A 23,702-nucleotide genomic window follows, 5' to 3' on the forward strand; every position below is an offset into this window, starting at 1 on the left:
TGCAAACATCCGGTCGACGAGGTGACCGTCGACGGCTCGGGATCGGGTGTCATGGACTCGGATGTCATGGGCTCGGTCACGCGGCGTCCCCCGGCCTGGAGCCTCCCGCCAGCAGGGCCACCGCCGCCCGGTCCGGTTCCGGCCACTGCACGTCGTGGAGTTCATCGCGACGCAACCAGCGGATGTCGTCGTGATCCGTGCTCGAGGAGGGCGCGGCATCCGTGAGCACTGCCCAGTAGCAGCTGAGGTCGACGAGCCGCCCGCCTACAGACGTCGAGCCGCGGTGCAGCACCTCTTTTACACGGATGCCGACGCCCAGCTCCTCTCGGATCTCGCGCACCAGGGCATCCTGAGCCGACTCCCCCGGCTCGACCTTGCCGCCCGGGAACTCCCACAGCCCGCCCGCCTCGCGATCCTCGTTGCGGCGGCACGCGAGGATGCGATCGCCGTCGGTGATGACTGCGGCGACCACCGAGATGTCTGCGGGCATGGATCCAGTGTGGCGTGGGATGCTGGCCGACGTGCTGACCATCGACCCGTCACTGCCGACACCGATCTACGAACAGCTGCGCGATCAGCTCATCGCCCAGATCTCCGCGGGCGAACTCGTGCCAGGCGACAAGCTGCCGTCCGTTCGCCAGCTGGCGAACGACCTCGACCTGGCTCCTAATACGGTCGCGCGCGTGTACAAGGAACTCGAGGCATCCGGATATCTGGTGACGCGCGGCAGGAACGGTACGACGATCGCGGAGGACCTGTCCAGAAACGAGACGCACCGCGAGGCGGCGGCGCTGAGTGCGGAGTATCTGAAGGCCATGGCGGCGCTGGGGTTCGATGCCGAGAGGAGTATCGCGTACCTGCAGCGGAGCGGTGGACGGTGAACGTCGGCGGCTCGCCTTCATCTATCGGCGACTTGTGATCGCGCGCAAGACGATCGGCTGGAAGCACCTCAGTGGTGGCCACCCGTTCCGCTCATTGTCTTCGGGAGCGAAGGATCATCGCGAGTGGCACCAATTGGTTGTCCACGATGTCGATGACGATGGAGCGATCCACCCGGAAGTACTCGTGCACGACCACGTTCCGAAGACCGGCGATCGACGCCCATGGCACGCCTGGGAACCGGTCGGTCTCTTCCTTCGGTAACGCACGCACTGCCTCTCCGATGACGGCAAGATTGCGAAGAACCGCGTCATAGGCCATCGAGGCGATGCGAGCTTCTTCGTCCTCCAGGGAGGCGCGGTAAGCGATGCAACGGTCCACAGCGGCGACGATGTCGCCGAATCGTTCCTCCGCGGATCGGCTCACAGCGCCACAGCATCGCGAAGCGCGGCACCCGCGACAGGCTCACGAAGCAGTGAGCCGGCAACCACGTCGACGCGAACCCCGAGGATTCGGCTGAATTCCTCTCCTATACCCGCGACACGAAGGAGTTCGTTTCCAGAGTCCGGATCCAGGTCGACGAGCACATCGATATCGCTTCCTGCACCTGCGTCCCCGCGCGCGACCGAGCCGAAAAGCCGGGGGTTCCGGGCGTTGTACCGGCCCAAGATCTCTACAAGAGCCGGACGGTTGGAGTCCAGCGCCCGGCGCAGGTTCCTCGCGTGTCGGGTCTGCGCTGCCATGAGTCAAAAGTACCTATTTGGATACCAAAGTTGCCCATATGGAGACGAAGTTCCCAACTGGAGGTCAAAGCGAGGAGCTCACGCAAGCCACAGGTCGCGAGCTGCCAGCCGCACCTACATCGTCGCCCGTGTCGCGATCACCGCGATCTCGGTGCGATTCCTCGCGCCCCACTTCGAACGGATGCCGCCGAACGCGGACTTGATCGTGCTCTCGGCGACGAAGAAGTCGGCGGCGAGTTCGGCATCCGTCGCTCCTGTCACGGAGGCGAGCGCGTACTTGCGCTCCGTGTCGGTGAGGAGGGCCAGCTTGGCACGCGCGTCGCGCCGGTCGCTGCTGTCGCGGGATCCGCTCGCCCACGCCGCGAGCTGATCGGCCGCGCGCCGGCTGAACACCGCCGCGCCGACGCTGACCTGGCGAATGGAGTCGAGGATCTGCTGCGGACCGTCGTCTTTGAGGATGAAGGCATCCGCGCCCGCCGCGATCGCCTCGAGCACCCGGCCGTCCTCGTCGAAGGCGGTCATCATGATGAAACGCGGCGCGTCTGCCGCACCGCTGAGGCTGCGGACCACCTCGACGCCGTCCAGGTGCGGCATCCGCACGTCGCAGAGCACGATGTCCGGATTCAGCTCCGCGATCGCGGACTGCACCTGCGTGCCATCGCTCCTCGTGCCGACGACCTCGATGTCATCCGTCGTGCCGAGAATGGCCGCGATCCCTCCGGCTGCCAGCCGGTCGTCGTCGACGACGAGCACTCGGATGCGCGGGGGTTCGGGCTTGCTCACCGCGTCAGTTTAGGGGCGAGGTGAGACACTCTCAGGTCGGGTGTCGACCGGCAACTCGTTGCCGCGCAGCTACGACGAATCCGGACGGATCCCGTCCCACGGCATCCACACCTTGATCCCGAATGCGCCGTCCGCCGTCTCGCCCGCCTCGAAGGTGCCGCCGACGAGTTCCACGCGCTCCCGCATGCCCTGCAGACCATGGCGGCCACCGCGGCTCGACGGCGCGACATCGGAGAGCGGGTTGGAGGTGTGCACCGTCAGCCCGGTCTCGGGCGTTCCTCTCACCTGCACCGACAGCGCGGCTCCCGGCGCATGCCGCCTGGCGTTCGAGATCGCTTCCTGCACGGCACGGAAAGCCGCGTGCGCAACTCGTGGCGAGCAGGTCGCGGCATCGTTCACCATGACCCGGGCGCGAACATCCATGCCGTCCTCGATCGCCGTGTCGATGAGGTCGGACACCTCGGCGAGCCCGCTCGACTTCCCGATCGCGGGCTCGCTGTCGCGCAGGGATCTCACCATCTGGCGCAGGTCGTCCATGGATCGCTGCGTCGACTCGCGCACGACCCGCGCGGCCGCCGCGGCGTGCTCGTTCGCGCCGTCGACCATGAGCTCGAGCGCACCGGCGTGAAGGGCGACCTGGCTGAGGTCGGCCGCGAGGGTGTCGTGGAGCTCGCGGGCGATCTCCTGCCGTTCCTTCTGCTGGTCGACCTCGCGCTGCAGCACCGAAACAGTCTCGTGCGCAGCAGCGGTTTCGTGGCGGGCGCCGTCGCGTTCGAGCAGCATCCGCCGGCCGATACCGAAGGCTGCGAACGGGGCGACGGACACGGCCGCGAGCAGTGGCACCACCCAATACAGTGCGAGGCGGGCGGGCGTGCCCACGTGCGACGGGCCGAACATGATCGCGATGTTGGAGTCCGGTCCGCTGAGATCCCAGCAGAATGCCACGCACGTCGAGATGAAGACGGCTGCGATGAAGCACCATCTCACCCACCCCTTTCGCGCGAACGTCAGAGCGGCGAGCGCGACGAGCGCGGGCAGTGCGCTGGTGGGAATTGCGAGCGTCAACCCGGTAAGGACACTCGCCACGATCAACGGCGCCCGGTGACGCCACCACAGCAGGGCGCATGCCGCCATCATCACGAGGGTGCCGAGCACGGCGTACGCCTTCAGCAGCGCGGGCACATCGGGTGCGTCGGTCCCGACATTGCCGCCGGCAGCGATGGCGAGCAGGGCACTGATGACGATGAGAGTGATCGTCCAGGATCGCGAACTCATGCGCTTCCAGCGGGGTCGGCTCGGTGCCGGTGTCGGCTGGTTCAGCGCAGGTCCGGAGTGCGGAGGGGGTCCCTGGTACTGGGCGGGACCCGGATATGGTGCGGGACCCGGATACGTCACCGGTCCTGGATACGGCACGGGTCCGGGATACGGTGCGTGCTTCGGATACGGTGCAGGCACCGTGATTGGTGCCTGCGCAGCGCCCGCCGTCGCGTCGGGGTTCGGCGGAGGGGGCGGCTGAGTCACACAGTCGATCGTAGGGATCCGGGATGCTCCGCTCTGCCCTTCGTTCGAGGGGAATCCGCGAGCGCAGCACCCTCCTTTCGGCGGAGCGGATCCGTCCGTACGGCCGTGTCGGGCAATGGCGCTCGCCTGGTGTTCTTGGTGGACAGCACCGAGCCGGCCACGGCATCCGGATCGGCCCCGGCCCGTCCGCGAGGCGGCACCCACCAGACATGTGAAAGGCACAACAGATGAGCGACAACCAGGTTCCCCCGCCCGCAGCCGGCGGCTTCCCTCCGGCCGGATCCCCTCTCCTCCCTCCGACCGGACCCGCTGCACCCCGCCGGTCGAGCGGTCTCGGCGTAGCAGCACTGGTGCTCGGGATCATCGCGTTCGTCTTCGCATTCATCCCGTTCGTGAACTACGCGGCGATCGCCCTCGCCGTTGTCGGCCTCGTCCTCGGCGTGATCGGCCTCGTCTCGAAGGGACGCTCGAAGGGCCTGCCGATCACCGGCACGATCATCTCGGGCGTCGCGCTGCTGCTGTCGATCATCATGGTGAGCGTCTACGCGGCGGCATTCGCCGCCGTCTCGAAGGCGGTCGAGGACAGCGCAGCCTCATCGATCACGTCACCGTCGACGAGCGCGTCGGCAGCACCCAGCGCATCCGCGTCGGCGAGCACCGATCTCGATGTCGTCTACAGCGTGACCTCCGACGGCGCCACGGCGCAGACGATCAGCTACTTCACCTTGAACAACGGCCAGTCCGGCCAGGAGTCGGCGAACGGTGCCGCGCTCCCCTGGTCGAAGGAGCTCACGCTCAAGCAGACGGGGGTCTTCGACTACAGCTCCATGACGCTCAGCGCGATGGCCGGCTCCGACGCGACGACGATCACCTGCACGATCACGGTCAACGGAGTCGTGAAGTCGACCCAGACCTCGACGGGCGCATACGCCCTCGTGATGTGCAACGCCGACGGCAAGTAGCAGCGCGCGGATGGGGCTCGGCGCGAAGGCGCCGGGCCCCTCATCCGTGAATGTCGTAGGTGCCGCCTACCCTGATGTCAGGTTCACGAGTGACAGCTGTCGGTACCTGGCCGGCTGCCCGGCAACCCTCCTCCATCGAGCGGGGTGCCCCAGGGGAAGAACCGGCCGACGACGCTCGGGCGAGCTCGAGCATCCGCCGTCGGCAAGTCGATGGAGGCACGCACCTCCGCGAACACTGGAGGCGATCATGCCTGGAGACGAGTACTTCGAGTTCGAGCGGATGTCCCGCACGGCCCGCGCAAACCTGTCGAGCCCCTGGTTCGTGCCTGTCACTGCGCCCGAGCCTGCCGAATGGCGGCACGGCAAGCCGATATGCCCGCTGTGCGGCTCACCGCGAGTCGGTCGGCTGGTGTACGGGCTGCTGAGCGGAGACGGGTCGCGGAAGGTAGCGGCGCGCGGCGACATCCCCGCTGGCTGCGTCGTCGATGATGCGGTCTACGGATGCCACGCCTGCGGCGTGCGGTTTGGGAGGTGAGGCCGCCCGCACACCCTGCGCGGCTGACCGATCAGCCCGTCTGCTCGATGTGGCGGAACACCCGCGGCAAAGGAGTAGTCCATCGTGTTGAGCAGAGCCGGGCGAAGCGGCACTCTGCGGGATCAAGAGGGGTCGGGCGTACCCAGCAGCCATGGGTCCAACAACTGCACGCCGGTGCGTTGCATGTCCTTGGTATTGCGCGTGACGAGCGTGAGGCTGTGCACGATCGCCGACGCTGCGATGAGTGCGTCGACCATCGGCACAGGATCGGGCACCTGCATGCGCGCGAACTCGATTGCCACGCGTTCGTCGACGCTCAGTACGCGGTTTTCAAAGGCAGGAATCACCGCCTCGTCGAGCCAGAGCCGAAGGGCCACTCCTTGACGCGGGTCGCTGCGCTCTTTGCGCCTCACTCCGATGTCGAGCTCGGCGAGCGTGAGCACGCTGATCGCGAGATCGTCTCGGTCCTGGTCTTCGAGCCAGAGCTGTGCCTTCTCGGTACCACGCCTTGCTTCGCTGAGAATGTTGGTGTCGAGCAGATACTTCACAGGTGGAGGTTCCGCTCCTCGACGCGTCGCTCAGGCAGATCGAGCTCGATCTTCTCGCCGCCGGGCATCAGCAAGCGGCGACCAAACTTCTCCCTCGCGCCGGTGATCCGGCTGTACTCCTCGGCGGTCATCAGCACGTGCGTGGGGCGACCATGGTCGGTGATGGTCACCGGTCCTTCGGCGGCGGCACGCTTGGCCGCCGAGACGTCTCGGTTGAGCTCGCGCGAGGTGAAAGTGATCATGGCACGATTGTACGACAAATAGGTACATAGTGGCGAGCCTGATCGTGTCGGGCTGATCGCGAGCATCGACTGCGTGAACGGTGACACCGAGCAAGCGGACGCCGATCAGAAGACGGCGGATGACGCCGCGTCTGCCGCCGCGAAGAAGGCATCCGAGCGGGACAGTGCTGGAGGCGCTGCAGTAGAGACCTGCAGCCCGACGAGGTGGGGCGGCGAAGTGTGTGCACCGCCCTCCTCTGGTGCCCGCACTGCAGCGCTTCCCCACCCAGCGCGGCCTCGGGCGGCACCGGTTCAGGTGCCCCGTGAGAGCGCTCCCACGATTTCCGCTACTCTCGTCCCGAGCGATTCGTTCGGCATGGGTGCCGACGGTTCGGCATGGGTGCCGATGAGAGAAACAGCGAGGAACAGCATGCGCTACGGCCACTTCGATGACGCCGCCCGCGAGTACGTCATCACGACCCCGCACACCCCGTATCCCTGGATCAACTACCTGGGATCCGAGCAGTTCTTCTCCCTGCTCTCGCACCAGGCGGGCGGCTACTCGTTCTACCGCGACGCGAAGATGCGGCGCCTGACCCGATACCGCTACAACAACATCCCCGCGGATGCCGGCGGTCGCTACCTCTACATCAACGACGGCGGCGACGTATGGACGCCCAGCTGGCTGCCGGTGAAGGCCGACCTGGACTTCTTCGAGGCGCGCCACGGACTCGGCTACTCCGCGATCACCGGTGAGCGCGGCGGCCTCAAGGTGAAGACCCTCTTCTTCGTGCCGCTCGGCGAGAACGCCGAGGTGCAGAAGGTCGAGTTCACGAACACGACGGATGCCGCCAAGACGTTCACGGCGTTCTCCTTCGTCGAGTTCTGCCTCTGGAACGCGGAAGACGACCAGACGAACTACCAGCGCAACCTCTCGATCGGCGAGGTCGAGGTCGAGCAGGACTCGCCGCACGGCTCGGCGATCTACCACCGCACCGAGTACCGCGAGCGCCGCGATCACTACGCCGTCTTCGCGGTCAACACTCACGCCGACGGCTTCGACACCGACCGCGACACGTTCGTGGGCGCGTACAACTCGCTGGGCGAGGCATCCGTTCCGCGCGCAGGCACGTCGGCGGACTCGGTCGCGAGCGGGTGGTATCCGATCGGGTCGCACTCGGTGAACATCACGCTCGAGCCGGGCGAGACGAAGACGCTCGTCTACGTGCTCGGCTACGTCGAGAACCCGGTCGAGCAGAAGTGGGCCGACGACGATCACCAGATCATCAACAAGGCGCCCGCCCATGCGCTGCTGGGCCGCTTCGCGACCGCCGAGCAGACGGATGCCGCACTCGAGGCCCTGCGCGACCACTGGTCGCTGCTGCTGTCGAAGTACTCCGTGAGTTCCGGCGACGAGCGCCTCGACCGCCAGGTCAACGTGTGGAACCAGTACCAGAACATGGTCACGTTCAACATGTCGCGCTCTGCGTCGTACTTCGAGACCGGCATCGGCCGCGGCATGGGGTTCCGCGACTCGAACCAGGATCTGCTCGGCTTCGTGCACCTCGTGCCCGAGCGTGCCCGCGAGCGCATCATCGACATCGCCTCGACGCAGTTCCCCGACGGATCCGCGTACCACCAGTACCAGCCGCTCACGAAGCGCGGCAACAACAACATCGGCTCGGGCTTCAACGACGATCCGCTCTGGCTGATCGCGGGAGTCGCCGCGTACGTCAAGGAGACCGGGGACTTCGGGATCCTCGACGAGCCGGTCCCGTTCGACAACGAGCCGGAGAGCGAGGTGCCGCTGTTCGAGCACCTCACCCGCTCGTTCGAGTTCACGGTCAACCATCGGGGCCCGCACGGGCTGCCGCTCATCGGCCGCGCCGACTGGAACGACTGCCTGAACCTCAACGCGTTCTCCACGACCCCCGGCGAACCGTTCCAGACCACCGAGAACAAGACGGGCGGGGTCGCGGAATCCGTCTTCATCGCCGCACAGTTCGTGCTCTACGGTCCCGAGTACGCCGAACTCGCCGAGCGCCGCGGGCTGACGGATGTCGCCGAGCGCGCCCGCGGACTCGTCGCCGAGATGAGCGAGGCGGTATTGACCCACGGGTGGGACGGACGCTGGTTCCTGCGCGCCTACGACTACTACGGCGGCAAGATCGGCACGGACGAGCATCCAGAGGGCAAGATCTGGATCGAGCCGCAGGGCGTCGCGATCATGGCAGGCATCGGTGTCGGCTCCGGCCCCGACGACACGGATGCCCCGGCGATCAAGGCGCTCGATGCGGTCCACGAGCTGCTCGGCACGGAGCACGGCCTGGTGCTGCAGTATCCGGCGTACACCACCTACCAGGTGCACATGGGCGAGGTGTCGACGTATCCGCCCGGGTACAAGGAGAACGGCGGCATCTTCTGCCACAACAACCCGTGGGTCATGATCGCCGAAGCCCGAGTGGGCCGCGGCGGCCGCGCCTACGACCTGTACAAGAAGATCGCGCCAGCTTTCCGCGAAGAGATCAGCGACGTGCACCGCCTCGAGCCGTACGCATACGCCCAGATGATCGCCGGCAAGCAGGCTGTGCGACACGGCGAGGCGAAGAACTCCTGGCTGACCGGCACCGCCGCATGGAACTTCGTCGCCATCTCGCAGTACCTGCTCGGCGTGCGCCCCGACTATGACGGCCTCGTCGTCGACCCGCGCATCGGACCGGACGTGCCGAGCTTCACCGTCACCCGCGTGCTGCGCGGGGCAACGTATGTCATCACCGTCACGAACTCGGGCGCGGACGGCGCCGTGGCGAAGCTGACGGTCGACGGCACAGCGATCGAGGGCAACCTGGTGCCGCACGCGCCCGCCGGGAGCACGGTTCAGGTCACGGCGACCCTGTAGGCGTTTCGGCACCGCGCGCTTCCGAGCGATGCGCGCGGCGCCGAAACCCAAGCTCGCGGGGCACGTCGAATCCTCGCCATTACATTTCCAGCGACACCACGAGATCCGCGCGCTGCCGCCCCGCGGCGATGCGGCGCGCGTTCGGTTCGTCGACGCGTGCGACCCAGGCACGGGCATCCGCCGGGCTCTTGCCGAACCGCTCGTGGCGCGCGATCAGCCGCGGCAGCCGTACGTCATCTGGCGTCTCGATGCACCACACCTCGGTGAGCAGCGAGCGGATGCCCCGCCACGGCTCCTGCAGGTCGAGCAGATAGTTGCCTTCCACGATCACGACGCGCACGCTCGGGTCGATCGGGATGCTGCCGGCCATCGGCTGCTCGAGCGTGCGTTCGAAGGCGGGCGCGTACACGGTGTGATCGCGCTCGGCGGCGACGCGGCGCAGCATCGCGAGCACGCCGTGGCCGTCGAACGTGTCGATCGCGCCTTTGCGTTCGAGGCGTCCGAGCCGGCTCAGCGCCGTATCGGCGAGGTGGAAGCCGTCCATCGGCAGCACCGCCACCTCGTCACCACGGCCGTGTTCCGCCGCGCCTCGGGCGAGCCCCTCGGCCAGCGTCGACTTGCCTGCGCCCGGCGCGCCGACGATGCCCAGGATCACCCGAACGGATGCCCGCGCGTCGGCGAGCGCAAGCATCCGGGTGACGAGGTGGTCGGGTGGCGCTGCGGTGGGCGTCGCGTCGTCGACGGTCATGGGTTCGATACTGGCAGGGCCTGATGCCGGGAACAGCCCCTGGCATGGCCTCAGGCAGTGCTATGCGGCAAGAGTAGCGAGCGCCTGTAGGTCCGGCATCAGTGCATGGGCGCGCAAGAGGTGGTCGGCTGCGGCGAGGGTGCGCGCGCGATCGTCCGCGGGGCTCGTGAGCTTGGTGTGCGCACTCAGCCAATCCGAGACGGCAGCCCACGAATACAAGGCGTAGCCATCGGCGGTCATCGGTGCCGGAAACCCGCCGGGCCCGCGCTTGCCCGTGGCGTACAGGCGAATGCTCTCGTACGTGCGCCCAACCCTCTCTGCGATGCCCTTGAGGGTAACCAGATCGTCATCTTCGATTCCAACCACATCGAACCCTGCCGCACGCGCGCCTACCACGGCGGAAAGGATGGCCTCCACGAGACTCCCGGCCTCACGGTCGATGTGAATCACACCGCGTCCGCTCTCGTTGGCGGGACTCGAGTCGTCGAACCCGGTCTCGAACAGCGCGTCGTAGTCGCTTTCGTCATCCTCGCGAATGGGTCGGTCGAGGATGATCGTGAACTCGTGCCCGATCATGAACTGCCCCTCTCAATGCTGGTGGCGGTACGCGAATGCCGCGAGCTGACGGGCATTGTTCTCAGGCACACGCGGCGTCGACCAGATCGGGGTCGTCTCGCAGCAGGCGAGGCAACGGACGACGCCCCATCGGTGGTCCCTATGGAGTTCAACGACTTCGAAGCGATCAGCATCGAGCGCCTCCAGCGCCCTGTTCATGGGATTCTTGGGATGCCTGCCGGCGCTGACCACTAGCCCATACTTTCGGTTTTGTTGTGAGTATACAACACTTCGGTACCCAGTCGATGCCAGGACTTCCTACACGCTGTCACGAGCCCGCGACCCTCCCACGCAAGGGTTCTGGAATCTGGGCACAGGTCGGTCAGCTGGAGGTTGGGGAGGACAAGTCGCCCTCTACAGGTGGGACCACGGCACATGCCGGAGCGGAACGAATCGTCATCAGCTATCACCCATGTGGAAACGATGACGATTCGGAAGACATGCGCTGAAAAAGTGACTGCGCCGAGGCGGCAAGGCACGTGCACGCATGGACGTGGCCACGAAGCTGCCTCGCCATCCTCAACGCATTGGACGATTGCGGGCATCCGGCGGGGCATTCAGTCGCTCGCCTCGACGCTCGCACGGTGCAGCGTCAGGCTGTCGGCAGCAGTTCGTCGCGTTCGACCTTCGATTCGTCGATGGTGATGCCGAAGCCGGGTTCCGTGGGAAGCGGGAAGGCGCCGCCGACGGGTGCCGGAGCATCCGCTTCGAAGTGATGCCGGAACGGCATGTGCCGCAGCAGGTACTCCGCCTTCGGGCACACCTCGGGCGACTGCGACGCGATCACGTGGAGCGCCGCGTGGATGCCGTGCCCGTGCGGGATCAACGCGACGCCGAAGGTCTCGGCGAGCGCGGCCATCCTGGTCAGCTCCGTCACGCCGCCGCACCACTCAGGGTCGGCCTGCAGCACCTGGATGGAGCCGTCCCGCACGAGGTCGAGCACCTCCTGCCTGTCGTACACGTGCTCGCCGGTGGCCAGCGGGATGCTCGTCGACCGCCGCAACTCGGCGAACGCCGCGTGCCGGTTCGGCAGCAGCGCCTCCTCAAGCCAGTCAGGACGGTACTGCTCGGCGCGCTGTGCCCAGGCGCGGGCGAAGGGCAGATCCCAGCCGTGGTAGGCGTCGAACATGATCGGCTCGTCGTCGCCGACCGCCTCGCGCACCTGTCGCACGAGCTCGACGTTCGCCTTCAGGCTCGCCGGCCCGCTCGCCGGCCCGTGCTCGAAGAACCACTTCTGCCCCGCGTAGCCCTCGGCTTGCACCGCCTTCGCTGCGGACGCGATGGTCTCCGCGTCGAGCGGTGTGCCGAGCATGCTCGCGTAGGCGGGAATGCTGCGCCGCGATCCCCCGCCGAGCAGCCGCCAGACGGGTGCACCGAAGACCCGGCCGCGCAGATCCCAGAGCGCATTGTCGATCGCCGAGATCGCCGCCTTGTGCAGGCCGTGCCTGCTGTGCCGGTCGACGCGCTCGAGCTGATCCCAGATGGTGGAGGATGCCAGCGCATCCTGCCCGATCAGCAGCTCGCGGTACACGTCGAGCACCACACGGCCGGGCAGCTCGTCAATCGGACCGTAGAAGCCGAACGATCCGTCGTCGGCGAGGATGCGCAGGTAACACAGCGAGATCGTGCGCGGTTCGCGTGCGTCGGCGGCGGCGACGCGAAGAGGGGTGCGCGCATCCTCGTACAGGTCGGTCGCCTGCACCTGCCGCTGCCGGTCCCCCTCCGGATGCGGGCCGTCCGCGTACCGCGGGTTCGGACCGGTCAGCCGGCGCACCTCGACGTCGACGATTCGCGGGGTGCGCATGGGGTCTCCTCGGGGTATATCGGGCTCCGCGAACGCGGCGGTGCGGATGCTCCGAGGCCAGGGGGTGGGGTGCGGCGGTGGCGCGCCGTCTAGCTTTCCGGCTCACCGGCGCCGCAACGGAGCGCCCGGCCCCGGAACAACTTTGCGAGCGACACGAGCTGGTTGTCGGCGTTATCGATGACGGGGTGCCGCTCAATCCGAAAGCTGCGCTGATGCCTGGGGCCGGTAACTATCGGCACTCACGGCCCCACAGCTCGGAACCTATTGCCGCGGTACGACCAGCACCCCGTTCGGCAACCGCTCGAGACGCTCGCTATCGACCGCGAACCGCACCGCCGAATCCAACCGCGCACCGATCGACTCGGTCACGCGCCGCCCTCCGAAGAGTGCCAGGGCTTCGCGCTTCAGTGACGTGTCGTCCATGCCACCGCTCGTCTCGGCCGCCACGCGCATGGCGTTCGCGATCTCGATCAGCGACACCTGATCGATAGAGCGTTGTCCGCCGGCCGCGACACGACGCACGATCTGCCACGCGGAGGGAGCAGTGTCTGCGGGCCAGAAGAAACCTTCGCCGTCTCGTGGCCGCAGGTCGGTGGGTGCGCAGCGCAGGATCGACTTCGCGCGCGCATCGTTGACCCTGCCGAGCCCGAACGCTGCGGCGATCAGGCGCGCCAGTCGATCCGGATGCACCGGCCCCTCCGCGGCAACCGCATCACGGATGGCGAGCTGCACCCGCGTGCTCGCGTGCACCCGAGGCAGTTCGTCGAGCACATCCACGTTGCCGAGAGAGCGGGGTGCCCATGCTTCGAACTCGACGACCAGCGGATTGCCCGCGTAGTAGTCCGTGGCCATCGGCGTCGACGAAGTCGGCATCGACGCGACGACACTCGCGACTGCTCGGGCGGAGGAATCTGCGAGCGGAGAGAAGCCGCCTTCATGATTTGCGGAGTCCATGGCGCTTCTGTCGACCATGGCGGAGCCAGCAACCTGGGGTACGGCGAGGTCGGCGGCGGGCGCACCTGCGCTTCCGACCGCTCCATCAGCCGCCTCAGGCTGCCCCTCGCCGGCGTGCCTTTCAACGCTGCGTTCGCCGGTCAGAGGAGCGGGAGCAGCTACCGGTGCCTGTGCGGCGTTCGCGACGGCATCCGTCAGCCGATCGAGCACGGCCTCGCGCGACGAGAGCCACTCCGGCAGCCACACGCGCTGCACGTCAGGCCAGCGCATGATGCCCTGCAAGACCTCACGGGGAAGCCCGTCGCGGTCGGCGACTGTGCGGCGCGAACGCCAGGTCGGTCCGTCCAAGAGCACGGCGACAAGTGGCCGGCTCGGCTCCTCGGCGAGCGCGACGCTGATGTCGACACGGAACTCGGAAAGTCCGACGTCGGTGGCGACCGCGAATCCACGCAGACGCAGTTCGTCGGCGATCTCGTCGCGATGCCGGTCGATGGATGCGCGACGCCCGCCGTCGCCTGCCACGGAATCGGCACCGCGCTGGGCGAGTTCGAGGTACTCGCGCAGGTGCTTGAGCCCGATCGACGAGGTCTCTCCGGTGCGAAGTGCGTCCGGATCGAAGCTCGAGTAGAGCACCACCTGGCGCCGTGCACGAGTGATCGCCACGTTCAGGCGCCGCTCTCCTCCGGCGCGGGACAGCGGCCCGAAGTTCAACGGGACCACCCCGCGGTCGTTCGCACTGAACGCGACCGAGAACAGGATGCAATCGCGCTCGTCGCCCTGCACGTTCTCCAGGTTCTTGACGAACAGTCCATCGGGCTCGTCGAGCGCCTTCACGATGCGCTCGTCGCCGCTGTCGCGCAGCAGGTTCTCGACATAGTCGCGCTGCGGAGCGTTGAACGTGATCACGCCGAGTGACGGGGTGGCGTCGGGTGAGGCGGCGAACCTGCGGCGAACATCCGCAACGATCGCATCAGCCTCGACAGGGTTGGTTCGCAACAGCTTTCCGCGACCCGTGCGTTCGAACACTCCGTTCACGCGAACGAGGGAGACGCCGTGCCCGTCGACCGTCGTGGTCGCCTTCTCGTGCAGAGGCGCGGGGAACGAGGAGAGCCGGTTCTCGTAATAATGCTGGTTGCTGAACAGAATGAGCGACTCGTCTTGACTGCGGTAGTGCCACGACAGCCACTTGCTCGGCACCCCGGCCTTGGCGCATTCCGAAAGGATCGACTCCTCGTCGGCGACGACGTCGGGAGCCTGCTCGTCATCGTCGTCCACCCCGCTGGACGCCTCCGCGAAGCTCGTGGGCGGCATCTGCTTGCTGTCGCCCACGACGACCACCGATGCCGCGCGCCCCATCGCGCCGATGGCATCCGCGACTCGGATCTGGGATGCCTCGTCGAACACGACGAGATCGAAGATTCCTTGGCGTGCAGGGAAGAACCGCGCCACCGACTCGGGGCTCATCAGCGTGCACGGCATCAGCTGGGTGATGAGGTCGCCGAATTCCTCGAGCAGCTTGCGCACGCTCATGCCTCCGCGCTGGCGATCGAGCTGCCTGCGCAGCAATCCGATGCGCCCGTGCAGGGCGTCGGTGCTGAAGGATCGGTTCGCGAGCACGTGCGCCGGAATCTCGTTCGGCAGCTCGTCGCGGATGGCCGCGGAGCTCGTCGTGAAGCGGTCGATGGTCTTCAGGTGCGACTCCGGCACGAAATCGACGAGGCCGGTCGCTTCGCCGCGCTCGATCACGGATGCCGCGGCCAAACCCGCGTCGAAGGCCAGCACCGCATCATCGGCAGGTACGACGCCGCGAAGAAGCGCCTCCCGGGCAGACGCGAGTCCCACCGCGCGAAGCGGCTCCAGTGCCCCGACGAAGTCGGCCCACCGCTTCACCTGCGTGGAATCCGTGAGCACTCGCGCGGCGCGGATGGCGCGCCAGGCATGCAGAGGAGCGTTGTTCGACCACGACTGCGCCGCGGGCGTCAGCAGTACGGGCGAGACCGCGCGATACGTGTCGGCGAGCGCGCGAACCTCGTTAGCCAGCGCTCCCGCCGGCGTGCTCACGTAGTACGAGCGCAGATCGGCGCGCACCAGATCAGCGGGCACTGGCGTCCCGGAAGCCGCCGAGGAGACCGGTGCGCAGAGCGTCTGCGTGAGCCAGGCGAGCCAGCGCAGTCGGGTGAGCACGGCATCCGCCTGACCTGGCAGATACGGGTTGAACGGCACCGGCGCACCGGCGAGGGGCAGCTGCTGCAGCGATGTGGCGACCTCGCGCACCGCCTGCTGCGTCACCAGCATGGCGCCGGTGAGGCTCGACAACGTCTTGAGATCGAGGGTCTTCGGGTCGACGAGCAGCAGATCGGCAAACCGTGCGAGCACGGCGCGGCGGCGCTTCTTGCGCCCGAACATCCCTGAAGCATCAGCTTCGAGGGCCGCGGCGTTGATCGCCGCGAGGTCGCGATCGAGCACCTCTGGCCGCACCCGACTCGACCACTCCGGAACGCTCGCCTGTAGCCGATCCAGCGAACCGATCGCTCCGGTGAGGAAGGCCTGCCACTGGGGTGAGCCGATGGCATCCAGCGACTCCAGCGCGAAGCGGGGCGCATCGACGAGCGTCGTCCAGGCCTCGAAACCGCGGGCGCCATCACCGCTGGTGCCCGCGGCGACCCGTTCCAGCACTGCAAGATCGAACCCGGCGGCGAGCGCACCGTCGAGCGCTGCGTCGAACCTACGTGCGTTGTCGAGCAGCGCGTCCGCTGAACCCGGCACGGAGTCCACGAAGCCCCACGGATGCATGGCGCTGGGTCGAGCCAGATCGGCCGTGACCGGAAGCTCCCGCAGCACGGATCGAAGCCGCTGCACGTCGTCGTCGGAGGTCGTGGCGACGAAGGTTGTCGGAATGTCCAGCGCCGGAACGTTCACGTCGGATGCCAGCACCGCCGTGCGCGCTCCGTAGAGCGAGTACCCCGCAGGGTTCGTCTCGTGCAGGCGCTCGGCATATCGGGCGAGCGCACGCGCACTGGAGCGTTCGACTTCACGGTTCGCCGTCAACCGCTCGGCATCGGACTGCACGCGCAGGTCGAGTGCCCTCTTGATCTGTGCCCGAACCGCCGCAGGGCGGGCCCCTTTGTCGTGCAGGTCCAGCGAGAACGCACCGAGGCCGGCAGCCTCGAGCCGCTGCTTCACGACGTTGAGCGCCGCACGCTTCTCCGCAACGAAGAGCACGCGTTTTCCCTTGGCGAGCGCGTGAGCGAGCAGGTTGGTGATGGTCTGCGATTTGCCGGTGCCGGGCGGGCCTTCCAGAACGAATGTGTTGCCGGCGACGGCGGCAGCGACTGCTTCCACCTGAGACGAATCCGCCGGAACGGGAAGCTCGGAACCGAGGTCGTCGAAGTCGACCTCATCGCCCGTGGACATGGGGTCGGCAAAGAGCTCCGTGGGGGTTTCGATGAGGTGGTTGACCAGCGGGTTGCCCGCGAGCGTCTGCCAGTTGTCGTCCAGGTCTTTCCAGAGCCGGAACTTCGCGAACTGCAGAATCGCGAGGTCCACCGTCTCGTCCACGTGGAACGGCAGTCCCGCGCTCAAAAGAGCGGTGCGCACCGCGGTGAAGGTGGCGGCGAGGTCGATGCCCGAGGCATCCTCTGAAGGATTCATGAGCTCGGGCACCTCGAGCTTGTGCTCGGTGCGAAGCCGCTCGATGAGGCAGTAGTTGGGCGTCGACTGACCTGCCTCATCGATGACGAGCTTGTACCAGGAGTTGCGGCTCGGGTTCTTGAGCGTCACCGGCACGAGCACCAGCGGCGAGCGCACCTCGCGATCACCGGCACGCCATCGAAGCATGCCGAACGCGAGGTAGAGATTGTTGGCGCCCGTCTCTTCGACGATGGTCTTGGCCTTGTAGGCGAGGTAGCGCAGTCGGCTCGTGTACGTGGCCTCGGTGAGGTCGATGTGCGCTTCACGTTTCTCGGCGAGCTGCTGGGCACGAGCATCCTCGTGCAGGTCGCGGGCGTAACGGATGCCGCGAGCCCTGTCGATCTCCTGCACCCGGTCGCTGGGCAGCAGCGTGATGGGAACGCCGGCGTTGATCTGGTCTTCGAAGCGGGCGATGGCCGTCGAGGGGACCGCGAGCGAGAATCCGGCGCGATCGGTGTAGTTGATGAGCTTGTTGCGCAGGCTCAGGTCGAGCAGCGAGTTCTTCCACTGCGCCACGCGCGGCGGAACGGTGGCCGCATCGGCACCGTGCGTCACCCCGTTGTACTGGTACGGCAGAATCGCGGCCCGCTGGGCGGGAGTGTAGGTCGTGACGGAAACGTTGCCGTCGGCATCCACGGTGCGACTCGGCAGCGGGTAGATGCCGGACTCGCGTGCCTGACGAATGTCGACGACGCCGATGAGGCGGTCGCCGCCGACATCGATGAAGGACGGCACCGGGGCTCGCCGCGCGACTTCGAATGCCGCCGACTCGTCCCCGCCCGTCACCATCGTGGTCTCGAGCACCCCGAGCTGCCCGAGCTCGACGCGGTTCACGACGTCGTCGACCGTGGTGGTCGCGGTCTCGCCGAGCGAGGCATCCACTCGCCAGTAGCCGAGGAACGCATGCCGGTCGGCGATCCACAGGGTGGGGTTGATGCCGACCTGTTCGAGCGCGGCCGCGAGCACGACGGTCGTATCGAGGCAGGTTCCGAGGCCTCCGGAGAGAACCTCGTCGGGTGTGCGGACCTTCTGCCCCGAGATGCCCCAACCGGCGGGCGGCTCCGCGTAGCGGATGTCACGGGCACGTGCCGCGTCGTAGATCGCCGCGACGATGGCATCCACACGCTCTGGCGAGCCGGACTGGTACGAGTCCAGGCTGCCCGAGCCGGTCGCGGCCTTGAGCCGATCGGATGCCGCGCGAATCAGCTCGTCGATGACGGTCGCGTTGGGCTGCACGTGGGCAGCAAGCAGCTCGAGTCCCAGCTGCGTTGGACGAGCGATCCACTGGTTGTGCGCCAGAATCTGCACGTCCTGAGCGGACTCGGCGAGCACGGCCCCGGATGCGTTGCGTACGGTCACGCGAATCTGCCCGCGCTGCAGAGTGTCGACCGCGAGCATCCTGGCGGGGTCGAGCACGAGCTCGACATCGCGCAACGTCGTCGTGCGCTGGTCGCGCTCGGGGCTCTCGGCGAGGTCGGCCAGGAGCACCTTGGGACCGCCCAGGGACCCGGATGCGCTGACCACGTCGACCTCGACGGTCGCGGCCCGCGCTTCGTCGCCCAGGTTCTCGATGACGATCTCGTCGACGACGCCGATGCTGGCGTGCGCCATGGCATAGCTGAGGAACTGCTTGGCCGAGATGTCGACGCGAGCGGTGGCGGCGGAACGACTCCGGGCGGGTTCGCCCTGCGTGGCGGCCACGGCGCCCCTTGCATCGACCGCCTGCAGCTCGGCGCCGGTTGTCGGCTCGGCATCCGTGGTCGGATGTGCGCCCACGAGGGGCGCGGACTCGGGGGCGGGCGCCGGAGCATCCTCAGCCGGCGAACCCAGCGGTCGAACGGGAAGAACCTCGTCTTTGAGAGCCGAGAGCTTCGCCGACGCCTCTCCAGCCCCGATCAGATCGACCAGCTGAAGGGCGGTGTCGATCGCCCGAAACGCCGACTGCGGCGTGAACGGCTCGTTGTGCGCCCAGAGGTTGCGCACCTGCCGCAGCTCACTCGCATACGCCTTGCCGATGCGCGGAAGCACATTGTCGAACGGAAAGCCCAACGGCCCAAGCTTCTCGGTGAGCGCGCGGAGCTGCAGCGAAGGATCGTGCACCGAGTACACGCCCATCCCCCGCCCGCGTTCCTGATCGAGCTTCTGCAGAATGGCTGCCCACGGCACCTCGGACGTGCCCACCCGCGCCGCGATCGTCTTCGCGATGAACGGCTCCAGCGCATCACCCGTCACCGTCAGCGCCTCGCCGATCTTGGCGTGCAGGGTGATCTGATCCACAGCGATCTCCTTCGGGCAATGCGGGGGCGCGAGCGTCGGGATGCCCGCGCGGCTCACCTGGTCGAGGTCGCAGGCGCCGACTCCGAGTGTATGAGGGGCGGGAGACACGGGGGTCTGCTGAGCGGATGCTCGAGATGCCGCCCATCCGCATATGCGCGGCTTTCGGCCAAACAGTCCGTCACGTGTCCCGCGAATTGGGGATGCCTTCGCATAGCCCGTTCTGGAATCGTCGCTCGACTATCCACTCGAGGGAAGGCTTCGGATGGTCCGTGTGTCTCAGTCACTCAGCCACGCAGTCGTCGGCGATCTCTATCGCTTCACTCGCCGACCGCAGAAGGATGCAGAAGCCCTGCGCACGACTCGTCGTGAAGTTGATCGGCAGATCGGTACCGGGCTTCAGCTGTGCGAACTGCCGCGTGGGTACGACCCGAAGCGACAAGCTCTGTGGCTCGAACAAGCTCAGTCGCTCTACCGAAGCAGCGCTTCATTGTTGAAAAAGCTGGACCGGCTTCATGTCACCAAAGGTTGGCGGGACTATTCAGAACTTTCTGGAAGCGCCGAGAAGCTCCGTTCCACGATCGTCGCAATCCGTCGTCGCGAGAACTCCGCTCAGAGCACTCTCACCATGCGCAACGCCGCCGAGCACCAAGGGCGCGCGATTCTCCCGCCGCGTCGACTCGCGTCAACGCAGGAGGGTCCGGTGTCGATGAACTATTACAGGGAACCGATCGACAGCAAATAACGATTAAGACAGTGGCGGTGACGGTGACGGTGGGATTTGAACCCCTATCGCAGGCCAATGGATGCCGGCTCGACCAACGAGATTCGCACGATTCCGCGAAAGCTGGGCACATGCGCGCACACCCGAAAACAGGCTCCCGCAGAAATTCCGTTACCGCTGCGTTACCGCCGGCACGCCTCGCTGATCCCTACAGATACGCACCTGATGAGTCGTCAAGCATCGCCGCCAGCGACTCCGGCGGAAGCATCGCCGAGTACACGAGCTGACCCACGCCGGGCGTGATGCCGAGCACCTCGCCGGGTTCGATCTGCCAATCTTCGGCCATCATCCCGGGTACGGCGCTGAGCACCACTGCGATCTCCCTGGGATCAAGGAATCCCTCTGCCGCGATCGCGAGATAGGTCTCGCCATCCTGCGACTTGACCCAGGCGATCAGCCCCTGCCCCTGCGATGTAGCCTCGACCGGCCCGCTCGAGTGCGCCGACCGGCAGATCAGCTCGCGCACGACCCGTTGGAGCGCAACGACACCGAGAGCAGCCTGCTCTGTCCGCCAACGCCGGTGGTCGATGTCTTTCGGCAAGAGGTGACTGCTGTCTACCGTCGCCGATGTCCCCTTCGCTGCTCGCCGACATTCGGCTTCGAGAGCGTCGTAGAAATCTTGATCCTTCGAGTCGGCGCGACGGAGTCCGCCTGCGACGAGCCACCAAAGCGGTGGCATGCCCTCTGGAACCTCGACCACCTGGCCCCCGGCCCCGCGGTACTCCCCGACCTTCACCTTGAACCAGACGCGATCATCGATAGCGAGCACGCGTTCTGCGCCACCGGAAGCAAACTCATCCGGCAGCCGCTGTGCCTTGACGATTAGATCGTGCTCGGTCTCGTGCAACGGCACATCGAGCGGCGGGAATCTCAGTTCGAGATCATCGAGGCATCGCTTCGTCGGGCGCACAGGTGTCATAGACCTTCAGGCTAGAAGTGACCGCTGACATGGCTCAGCCGCTGAAGCCGCCAAGCTCATCGAGTTCGTCGTCAGCGGCGCCCGTCAGTAGCTGAACGGCGCTCTTAGTAGAGCCGTCGAGAGTGCGCAGAGCCTCGAGTGCGGCCTCCTGAATCTCCTTGCGGTGGCGCTCGATGTACTCGCGCACGGCGACATCGACGACGTCCTTCTTGGACGAGCGCAGGAAGTGGGCAGCGTGCGAAATAAGGGCGTCGGTTTCGCTGTCCACTTTGATCGGGGCAAGCGTGCCAGCCATAGTGGTATCTCCTTGTGGGTGGTACCAAAGTACCTTAGGAAGCTGGGCGGCGCCAGACCGAAGGACAGATCACCAAGAATGCTCGAGCCGCGCACCGTATCTCGTACGCGGAGGTCGCAGCTGCCTGCTCCTGGGGCCAGCCGGACACACGCAAACGGGGTGCGCATGTGATCGAAGCCCTCGTTCGTGCCGTCGATTCGCCGTTCTGGGCACCGGGGCGCTTGGAACGGCTCGAATGGGACGCACCCATAGCGATGGGAACGACGACGCGCGGCTCGCCATCGTTTCCGAGTGGCAACGCGACACAGCAAATTGCTGTTACGCCACGGTCGTCGGTGAGGTGACGCCCGGCACGCGAGCAACTTCGGGCCTCGATTTAGTGCCCTGCGCGGACACCAAGACCCGAGAAATCAACGATCTCAAGCTCGAAAACCATCACTTCCGCGAAATGTGGCACGACTCAGGTCCTATCGGCGCCGCCTCGTAGGCGCCAGCCCCTTGGAATTGGGTAGGCGTCACGCGAATGCTCCTGAACGGGCGTCGCTACGCCACTTCGTCGAGTTGCTCACCCGCGGCTTGTTCCGGCGCCGCATATGCTGCAGCAGCGGCTTCCGGATCTTCGTCAATCACATCGCGCTGGACAGCCTTGCCCATTGCGGCCTCGATGAGCTTGATCAAGAAGTCCCGTCTATAACCGAAATGCGCATCGAAGTCGTCCGACCTCAGGGCGAACGGATACAGTCCGTGAGTCCGCAGAAGTTCGTCAACTTCTTCTCCACTGAGCTGAGCGCGTTGTTCTACGCGGCGGAGATACTCGGATGGCGCCGCCCCACCGATCGCGCGGTTGGTTTCAGCTGCCAGGGGTGTCTTGTTGACGATGCTGTCTCGAAGCGCCGAGTCGATGCCATTCGAGTTGCACCAGTGGTATGGGAAGACGTGATGAATATCAGTCGCCAAATCGGAGTACTGCACTTTGTCGAAGGCGACGTCCTTGATCCAGTCCTTCGCACCCCTTCCGATCTGCAGGGCATAGATGCCCTTGTACGCGGCCGACTGGCGGCTCCGCAGCGAGTACAGGCGTGATTCCGTGAAGCTCGCTTCAAGAATGGTGCGAGGGTCTGCCGCGTCGGGAGCCCCCTGAGCCCAGGCCGGAACACTCTCAACGTCTCTCGCGAATCTGGTCTCGGTCGCCGCGCCGTAAAGTTCGCCGAGGATTCCGCACCAAAACCATTGAGACAACCGCGCCCGGACTCCGTGATGGTCTGCATGCTCCCCGAGCACCACCCGGATCACTGCCAATGGAACCAACTGGGTTGCATACGGCAGGAACTGCTCGGTGAAGATGTGCTGGTCGGCCAGGAACCGAGCGGTCCAGCGAAACGCATCGACGACCTGGTCTCGCCACCTCGTGTAGTCACTGAGTTGCAGCTTCAGGATATCTTCGCGTTTCGCTGAGATTGCAGGCTTTCTCGCGGCAGTGCTCTCGAGGTTGCGCTGACGAGTAGTCAGCAGCGTGATCGCTTGAAGGAAATCTGTGTTCTTGATCCCTGCGAGAGCTCTCTCCGTGTAGATCTGCGCCGCGACCGAGTTCCAGTCGTCATTGAGTCTGAAGTCTTCGCCGTGTGTTCTGAAGTACTCTGCGTCGCCCGCGAAGGTCGCCGTGAGAAGCTCGAACACGTTGAGAGGCATCCCACCCGTGTTGACCTTCTCGAAGACCGTGGCCACCGCCGCCTTACTCGTGTCTTTCCTGAGCTGAATTGCAGGGATTTGATAATTGGAGACGGGCTCAAGAATACGGTCCGTAAAATCGCGGACTAGCTCTTGATCATCCAAATCGATTAGCCATTTCATGCTTCGGTACCCGGCGAAAAGCAGACTGAGCGGGTATACCTCTGCGGCCTTCTGAAGTTCGTCGGTCGAGACGTCTCGAATGATGTCACGTCCGAAGTTCTCGCGTTCAATGCCATCTGCCGGCATCGAGAACACCGCATCGTCGATGAACTCGTCGCCCTGAAGGGCCATCCGCATGTCAACGAAGTAGCGCCTCTCCACAAGGCGGTCACGCGCATCCTTCGTTCCGACGGTTCCGTCACCGGTCAACGCCTGGCTGAGCGATGTCAGGCGCTGCTGACCATCAAGGAGAAGGTAAGTGGGAACGATGTCCGCGGGTGGCTGCGTTCCGGCGATCGCTTTCGGCTTGAACCGCACCTGGTCATTCCCAGTTTCCAGAAGCATGACAGCTCCCATGGGATGGCCGCGAAGCACTGTCACGAGGAGTGAGCGAATGCGCTCTTCGTCCCACTTGTATTCACGTTGGAAGTCGGGAAGCTGAAGCGTTCCCGACGTTGTCCACTGCAAATACACGCTCAGTGCTGGTTGCGGCGTTTCGAAGCCCACGAAGATCTCCCTCACATACGCAGCACGGCGCCACCGTCATAGGCACGCTCGTTTCTCTGCATGAACACTATCCATCGATGTCCGCCGCTACGGACCGTAGCTGAAGCTCCGTCTGAAGGTCCCCTGCCTCT

Annotated in this window: 19 protein-coding genes and 1 riboswitch; of the genes, 5 read left to right on the top strand and 14 right to left on the bottom strand. The window is 66.2% G+C overall.

Annotated elements, in window-relative coordinates; genetic code table 11:
• Nucleotides 1–76: 76 nt before the first annotated feature.
• Entirely contained in the window at nt 77–490 is a 414-nt protein-coding gene (locus tag ACX9R5_RS18555) for a (deoxy)nucleoside triphosphate pyrophosphohydrolase (RefSeq protein WP_459410545.1), read from the bottom strand.
• Between ACX9R5_RS18555 and ACX9R5_RS18560 the strand changes: the two genes are divergently transcribed.
• Nucleotides 489–881, top strand: a complete 393-nt coding sequence (locus ACX9R5_RS18560) for a GntR family transcriptional regulator (protein ID WP_459410546.1) — start codon at nt 489–491, stop codon at nt 879–881. The two genes, ACX9R5_RS18555 and ACX9R5_RS18560, sit on opposite strands and share 2 nt — an antisense overlap.
• 91 nt (nt 882–972) lie before the next feature.
• Here the strand turns inward: ACX9R5_RS18560 and ACX9R5_RS18565 are convergent, their stop codons facing one another.
• The 4 genes from ACX9R5_RS18565 to ACX9R5_RS18580 form a co-directional block, all read right to left on the bottom strand.
• Nucleotides 973–1,305 carry a HepT-like ribonuclease domain-containing protein gene (locus tag ACX9R5_RS18565; protein WP_459410547.1) on the bottom strand — a complete coding sequence of 111 codons (333 nt, stop codon included), beginning with the start codon at nt 1,303–1,305 and terminating at the stop codon, nt 973–975.
• Nucleotides 1,302–1,622, bottom strand: coding sequence for a nucleotidyltransferase family protein (locus ACX9R5_RS18570; protein WP_459410548.1), 321 nt, complete (start codon nt 1,620–1,622; stop codon nt 1,302–1,304). The genes ACX9R5_RS18565 and ACX9R5_RS18570 overlap by 4 nt, the downstream gene beginning before the upstream one ends.
• 114 nt (nt 1,623–1,736) lie before the next feature.
• Nucleotides 1,737–2,405 (bottom strand): response regulator, encoded by a 669-nt coding sequence (locus tag ACX9R5_RS18575; protein WP_459410549.1) that lies wholly within the window; start codon nt 2,403–2,405, stop codon nt 1,737–1,739.
• Nucleotides 2,406–2,474: 69 nt separating this feature from the next.
• On the bottom strand, nt 2,475–3,680 hold the full coding sequence (locus tag ACX9R5_RS18580) for a sensor histidine kinase (protein WP_459410550.1): 1,206 nt from the start codon (nt 3,678–3,680) through the stop codon (nt 2,475–2,477).
• Between the two features lie 473 nt (nt 3,681–4,153).
• Here ACX9R5_RS18580 and ACX9R5_RS18585 point away from each other — a divergent pair, with 473 nt between their 5' ends.
• Entirely contained in the window at nt 4,154–4,888 is a 735-nt protein-coding gene (locus ACX9R5_RS18585) for an MmpS family transport accessory protein (RefSeq protein ID WP_459410551.1), read from the top strand.
• Between the two features lie 81 nt (nt 4,889–4,969).
• Nucleotides 4,970–5,101, top strand: a riboswitch (SAM riboswitch).
• 444 nt (nt 5,102–5,545) lie between these two features.
• Here the strand turns inward: ACX9R5_RS18585 and ACX9R5_RS18590 are convergent.
• Both ACX9R5_RS18590 and ACX9R5_RS18595 read right to left on the bottom strand, forming a co-directional pair.
• Entirely contained in the window at nt 5,546–5,971 is a 426-nt protein-coding gene (locus ACX9R5_RS18590) for a PIN domain-containing protein (protein WP_459410552.1), read from the bottom strand.
• Nucleotides 5,968–6,213, bottom strand: coding sequence for a type II toxin-antitoxin system Phd/YefM family antitoxin (locus ACX9R5_RS18595; protein WP_459410553.1), 246 nt, complete (start codon nt 6,211–6,213; stop codon nt 5,968–5,970). Before ACX9R5_RS18595 ends, ACX9R5_RS18590 begins: the two co-directional genes overlap by 4 nt.
• A 385-nt stretch (nt 6,214–6,598) precedes the next feature.
• On the opposite strand from ACX9R5_RS18595, the gene ACX9R5_RS18600 reads away from it, so the two are divergent.
• A complete protein-coding gene (locus ACX9R5_RS18600; RefSeq protein ID WP_459410554.1) occupies nt 6,599–9,091 on the top strand; it encodes a GH36-type glycosyl hydrolase domain-containing protein in 2,493 nt (830 codons plus the stop codon).
• A 79-nt stretch (nt 9,092–9,170) separates the two neighbouring features.
• Here the strand turns inward: ACX9R5_RS18600 and ACX9R5_RS18605 are convergent, their stop codons facing one another.
• The 4 genes from ACX9R5_RS18605 to ACX9R5_RS18620 all read right to left on the bottom strand — a co-directional run bounded on the left by ACX9R5_RS18605 (nt 9,171) and on the right by ACX9R5_RS18620 (nt 19,179).
• Nucleotides 9,171–9,839: a nucleoside/nucleotide kinase family protein gene (locus tag ACX9R5_RS18605; protein ID WP_459410555.1), complete on the bottom strand. Its 669-nt coding sequence runs from the start codon at nt 9,837–9,839 to the stop codon at nt 9,171–9,173.
• A gap of 60 nt (nt 9,840–9,899) precedes the next feature.
• Entirely contained in the window at nt 9,900–10,415 is a 516-nt protein-coding gene (locus ACX9R5_RS18610; protein WP_459410556.1) for a hypothetical protein, read from the bottom strand.
• Between the two features lie 631 nt (nt 10,416–11,046).
• Nucleotides 11,047–12,258: an enolase C-terminal domain-like protein gene (locus ACX9R5_RS18615; RefSeq protein WP_459410557.1), complete on the bottom strand. Its 1,212-nt coding sequence runs from the start codon at nt 12,256–12,258 to the stop codon at nt 11,047–11,049.
• Nucleotides 12,259–12,519: 261 nt separating this feature from the next.
• A complete protein-coding gene (locus ACX9R5_RS18620; RefSeq protein ID WP_459410558.1) occupies nt 12,520–19,179 on the bottom strand; it encodes a DUF3320 domain-containing protein in 6,660 nt (2,219 codons plus the stop codon).
• Between the two features lie 271 nt (nt 19,180–19,450).
• Here ACX9R5_RS18620 and ACX9R5_RS18625 point away from each other — a divergent pair, with 271 nt between their 5' ends.
• Nucleotides 19,451–19,921, top strand: a complete 471-nt coding sequence (locus ACX9R5_RS18625) for a hypothetical protein (RefSeq protein ID WP_459410559.1) — start codon at nt 19,451–19,453, stop codon at nt 19,919–19,921.
• A 187-nt stretch (nt 19,922–20,108) separates the two neighbouring features.
• Here ACX9R5_RS18625 and ACX9R5_RS18630 read toward each other — a convergent pair whose 3' ends face one another.
• Nucleotides 20,109–20,879 carry a hypothetical protein gene (locus tag ACX9R5_RS18630; protein WP_459410560.1) on the bottom strand — a complete coding sequence of 257 codons (771 nt, stop codon included), beginning with the start codon at nt 20,877–20,879 and terminating at the stop codon, nt 20,109–20,111.
• 34 nt (nt 20,880–20,913) lie between these two features.
• Nucleotides 20,914–21,174: a hypothetical protein gene (locus ACX9R5_RS18635; protein WP_459410561.1), complete on the bottom strand. Its 261-nt coding sequence runs from the start codon at nt 21,172–21,174 to the stop codon at nt 20,914–20,916.
• Nucleotides 21,175–21,409: 235 nt separating this feature from the next.
• On the opposite strand from ACX9R5_RS18635, the gene ACX9R5_RS18640 reads away from it, so the two are divergent.
• Complete coding sequence (locus ACX9R5_RS18640; RefSeq protein WP_459410562.1) at nt 21,410–21,661, top strand: hypothetical protein; 252 nt, start codon at nt 21,410–21,412, stop codon at nt 21,659–21,661.
• Between the two features lie 56 nt (nt 21,662–21,717).
• Here ACX9R5_RS18640 and ACX9R5_RS18645 read toward each other — a convergent pair whose 3' ends face one another.
• A complete protein-coding gene (locus tag ACX9R5_RS18645) occupies nt 21,718–23,571 on the bottom strand; it encodes a GmrSD restriction endonuclease domain-containing protein (RefSeq protein ID WP_459410563.1) in 1,854 nt (617 codons plus the stop codon).
• Between the last annotated feature and the right edge of the window lie 131 nt (nt 23,572–23,702).

The organism is Rathayibacter sp. CAU 1779 (assembly GCF_054551755.1).

Coding starts and splice junctions, on each gene's coding strand:
- ACX9R5_RS18570 (WP_459410548.1), bottom strand. CDS start 1,622: ATGGCAGCGCAGACCCGACACGCGAGGAACCTGCGCCGGGCGCTGGAC.
- ACX9R5_RS18630 (WP_459410560.1), bottom strand. CDS start 20,879: ATGACACCTGTGCGCCCGACGAAGCGATGCCTCGATGATCTCGAACTG.
- ACX9R5_RS18555 (WP_459410545.1), bottom strand. CDS start 490: ATGCCCGCAGACATCTCGGTGGTCGCCGCAGTCATCACCGACGGCGAT.
- ACX9R5_RS18560 (WP_459410546.1), top strand. CDS start 489: ATGGATCCAGTGTGGCGTGGGATGCTGGCCGACGTGCTGACCATCGAC.
- ACX9R5_RS18600 (WP_459410554.1), top strand. CDS start 6,599: ATGAGAGAAACAGCGAGGAACAGCATGCGCTACGGCCACTTCGATGAC.
- ACX9R5_RS18585 (WP_459410551.1), top strand. CDS start 4,154: ATGAGCGACAACCAGGTTCCCCCGCCCGCAGCCGGCGGCTTCCCTCCG.
- ACX9R5_RS18640 (WP_459410562.1), top strand. CDS start 21,410: ATGGGACGCACCCATAGCGATGGGAACGACGACGCGCGGCTCGCCATC.
- ACX9R5_RS18605 (WP_459410555.1), bottom strand. CDS start 9,839: ATGACCGTCGACGACGCGACGCCCACCGCAGCGCCACCCGACCACCTC.
- ACX9R5_RS18580 (WP_459410550.1), bottom strand. CDS start 3,680: ATGAGTTCGCGATCCTGGACGATCACTCTCATCGTCATCAGTGCCCTG.
- ACX9R5_RS18635 (WP_459410561.1), bottom strand. CDS start 21,174: ATGGCTGGCACGCTTGCCCCGATCAAAGTGGACAGCGAAACCGACGCC.
- ACX9R5_RS18595 (WP_459410553.1), bottom strand. CDS start 6,213: ATGATCACTTTCACCTCGCGCGAGCTCAACCGAGACGTCTCGGCGGCC.
- ACX9R5_RS18615 (WP_459410557.1), bottom strand. CDS start 12,258: ATGCGCACCCCGCGAATCGTCGACGTCGAGGTGCGCCGGCTGACCGGT.
- ACX9R5_RS18610 (WP_459410556.1), bottom strand. CDS start 10,415: ATGATCGGGCACGAGTTCACGATCATCCTCGACCGACCCATTCGCGAG.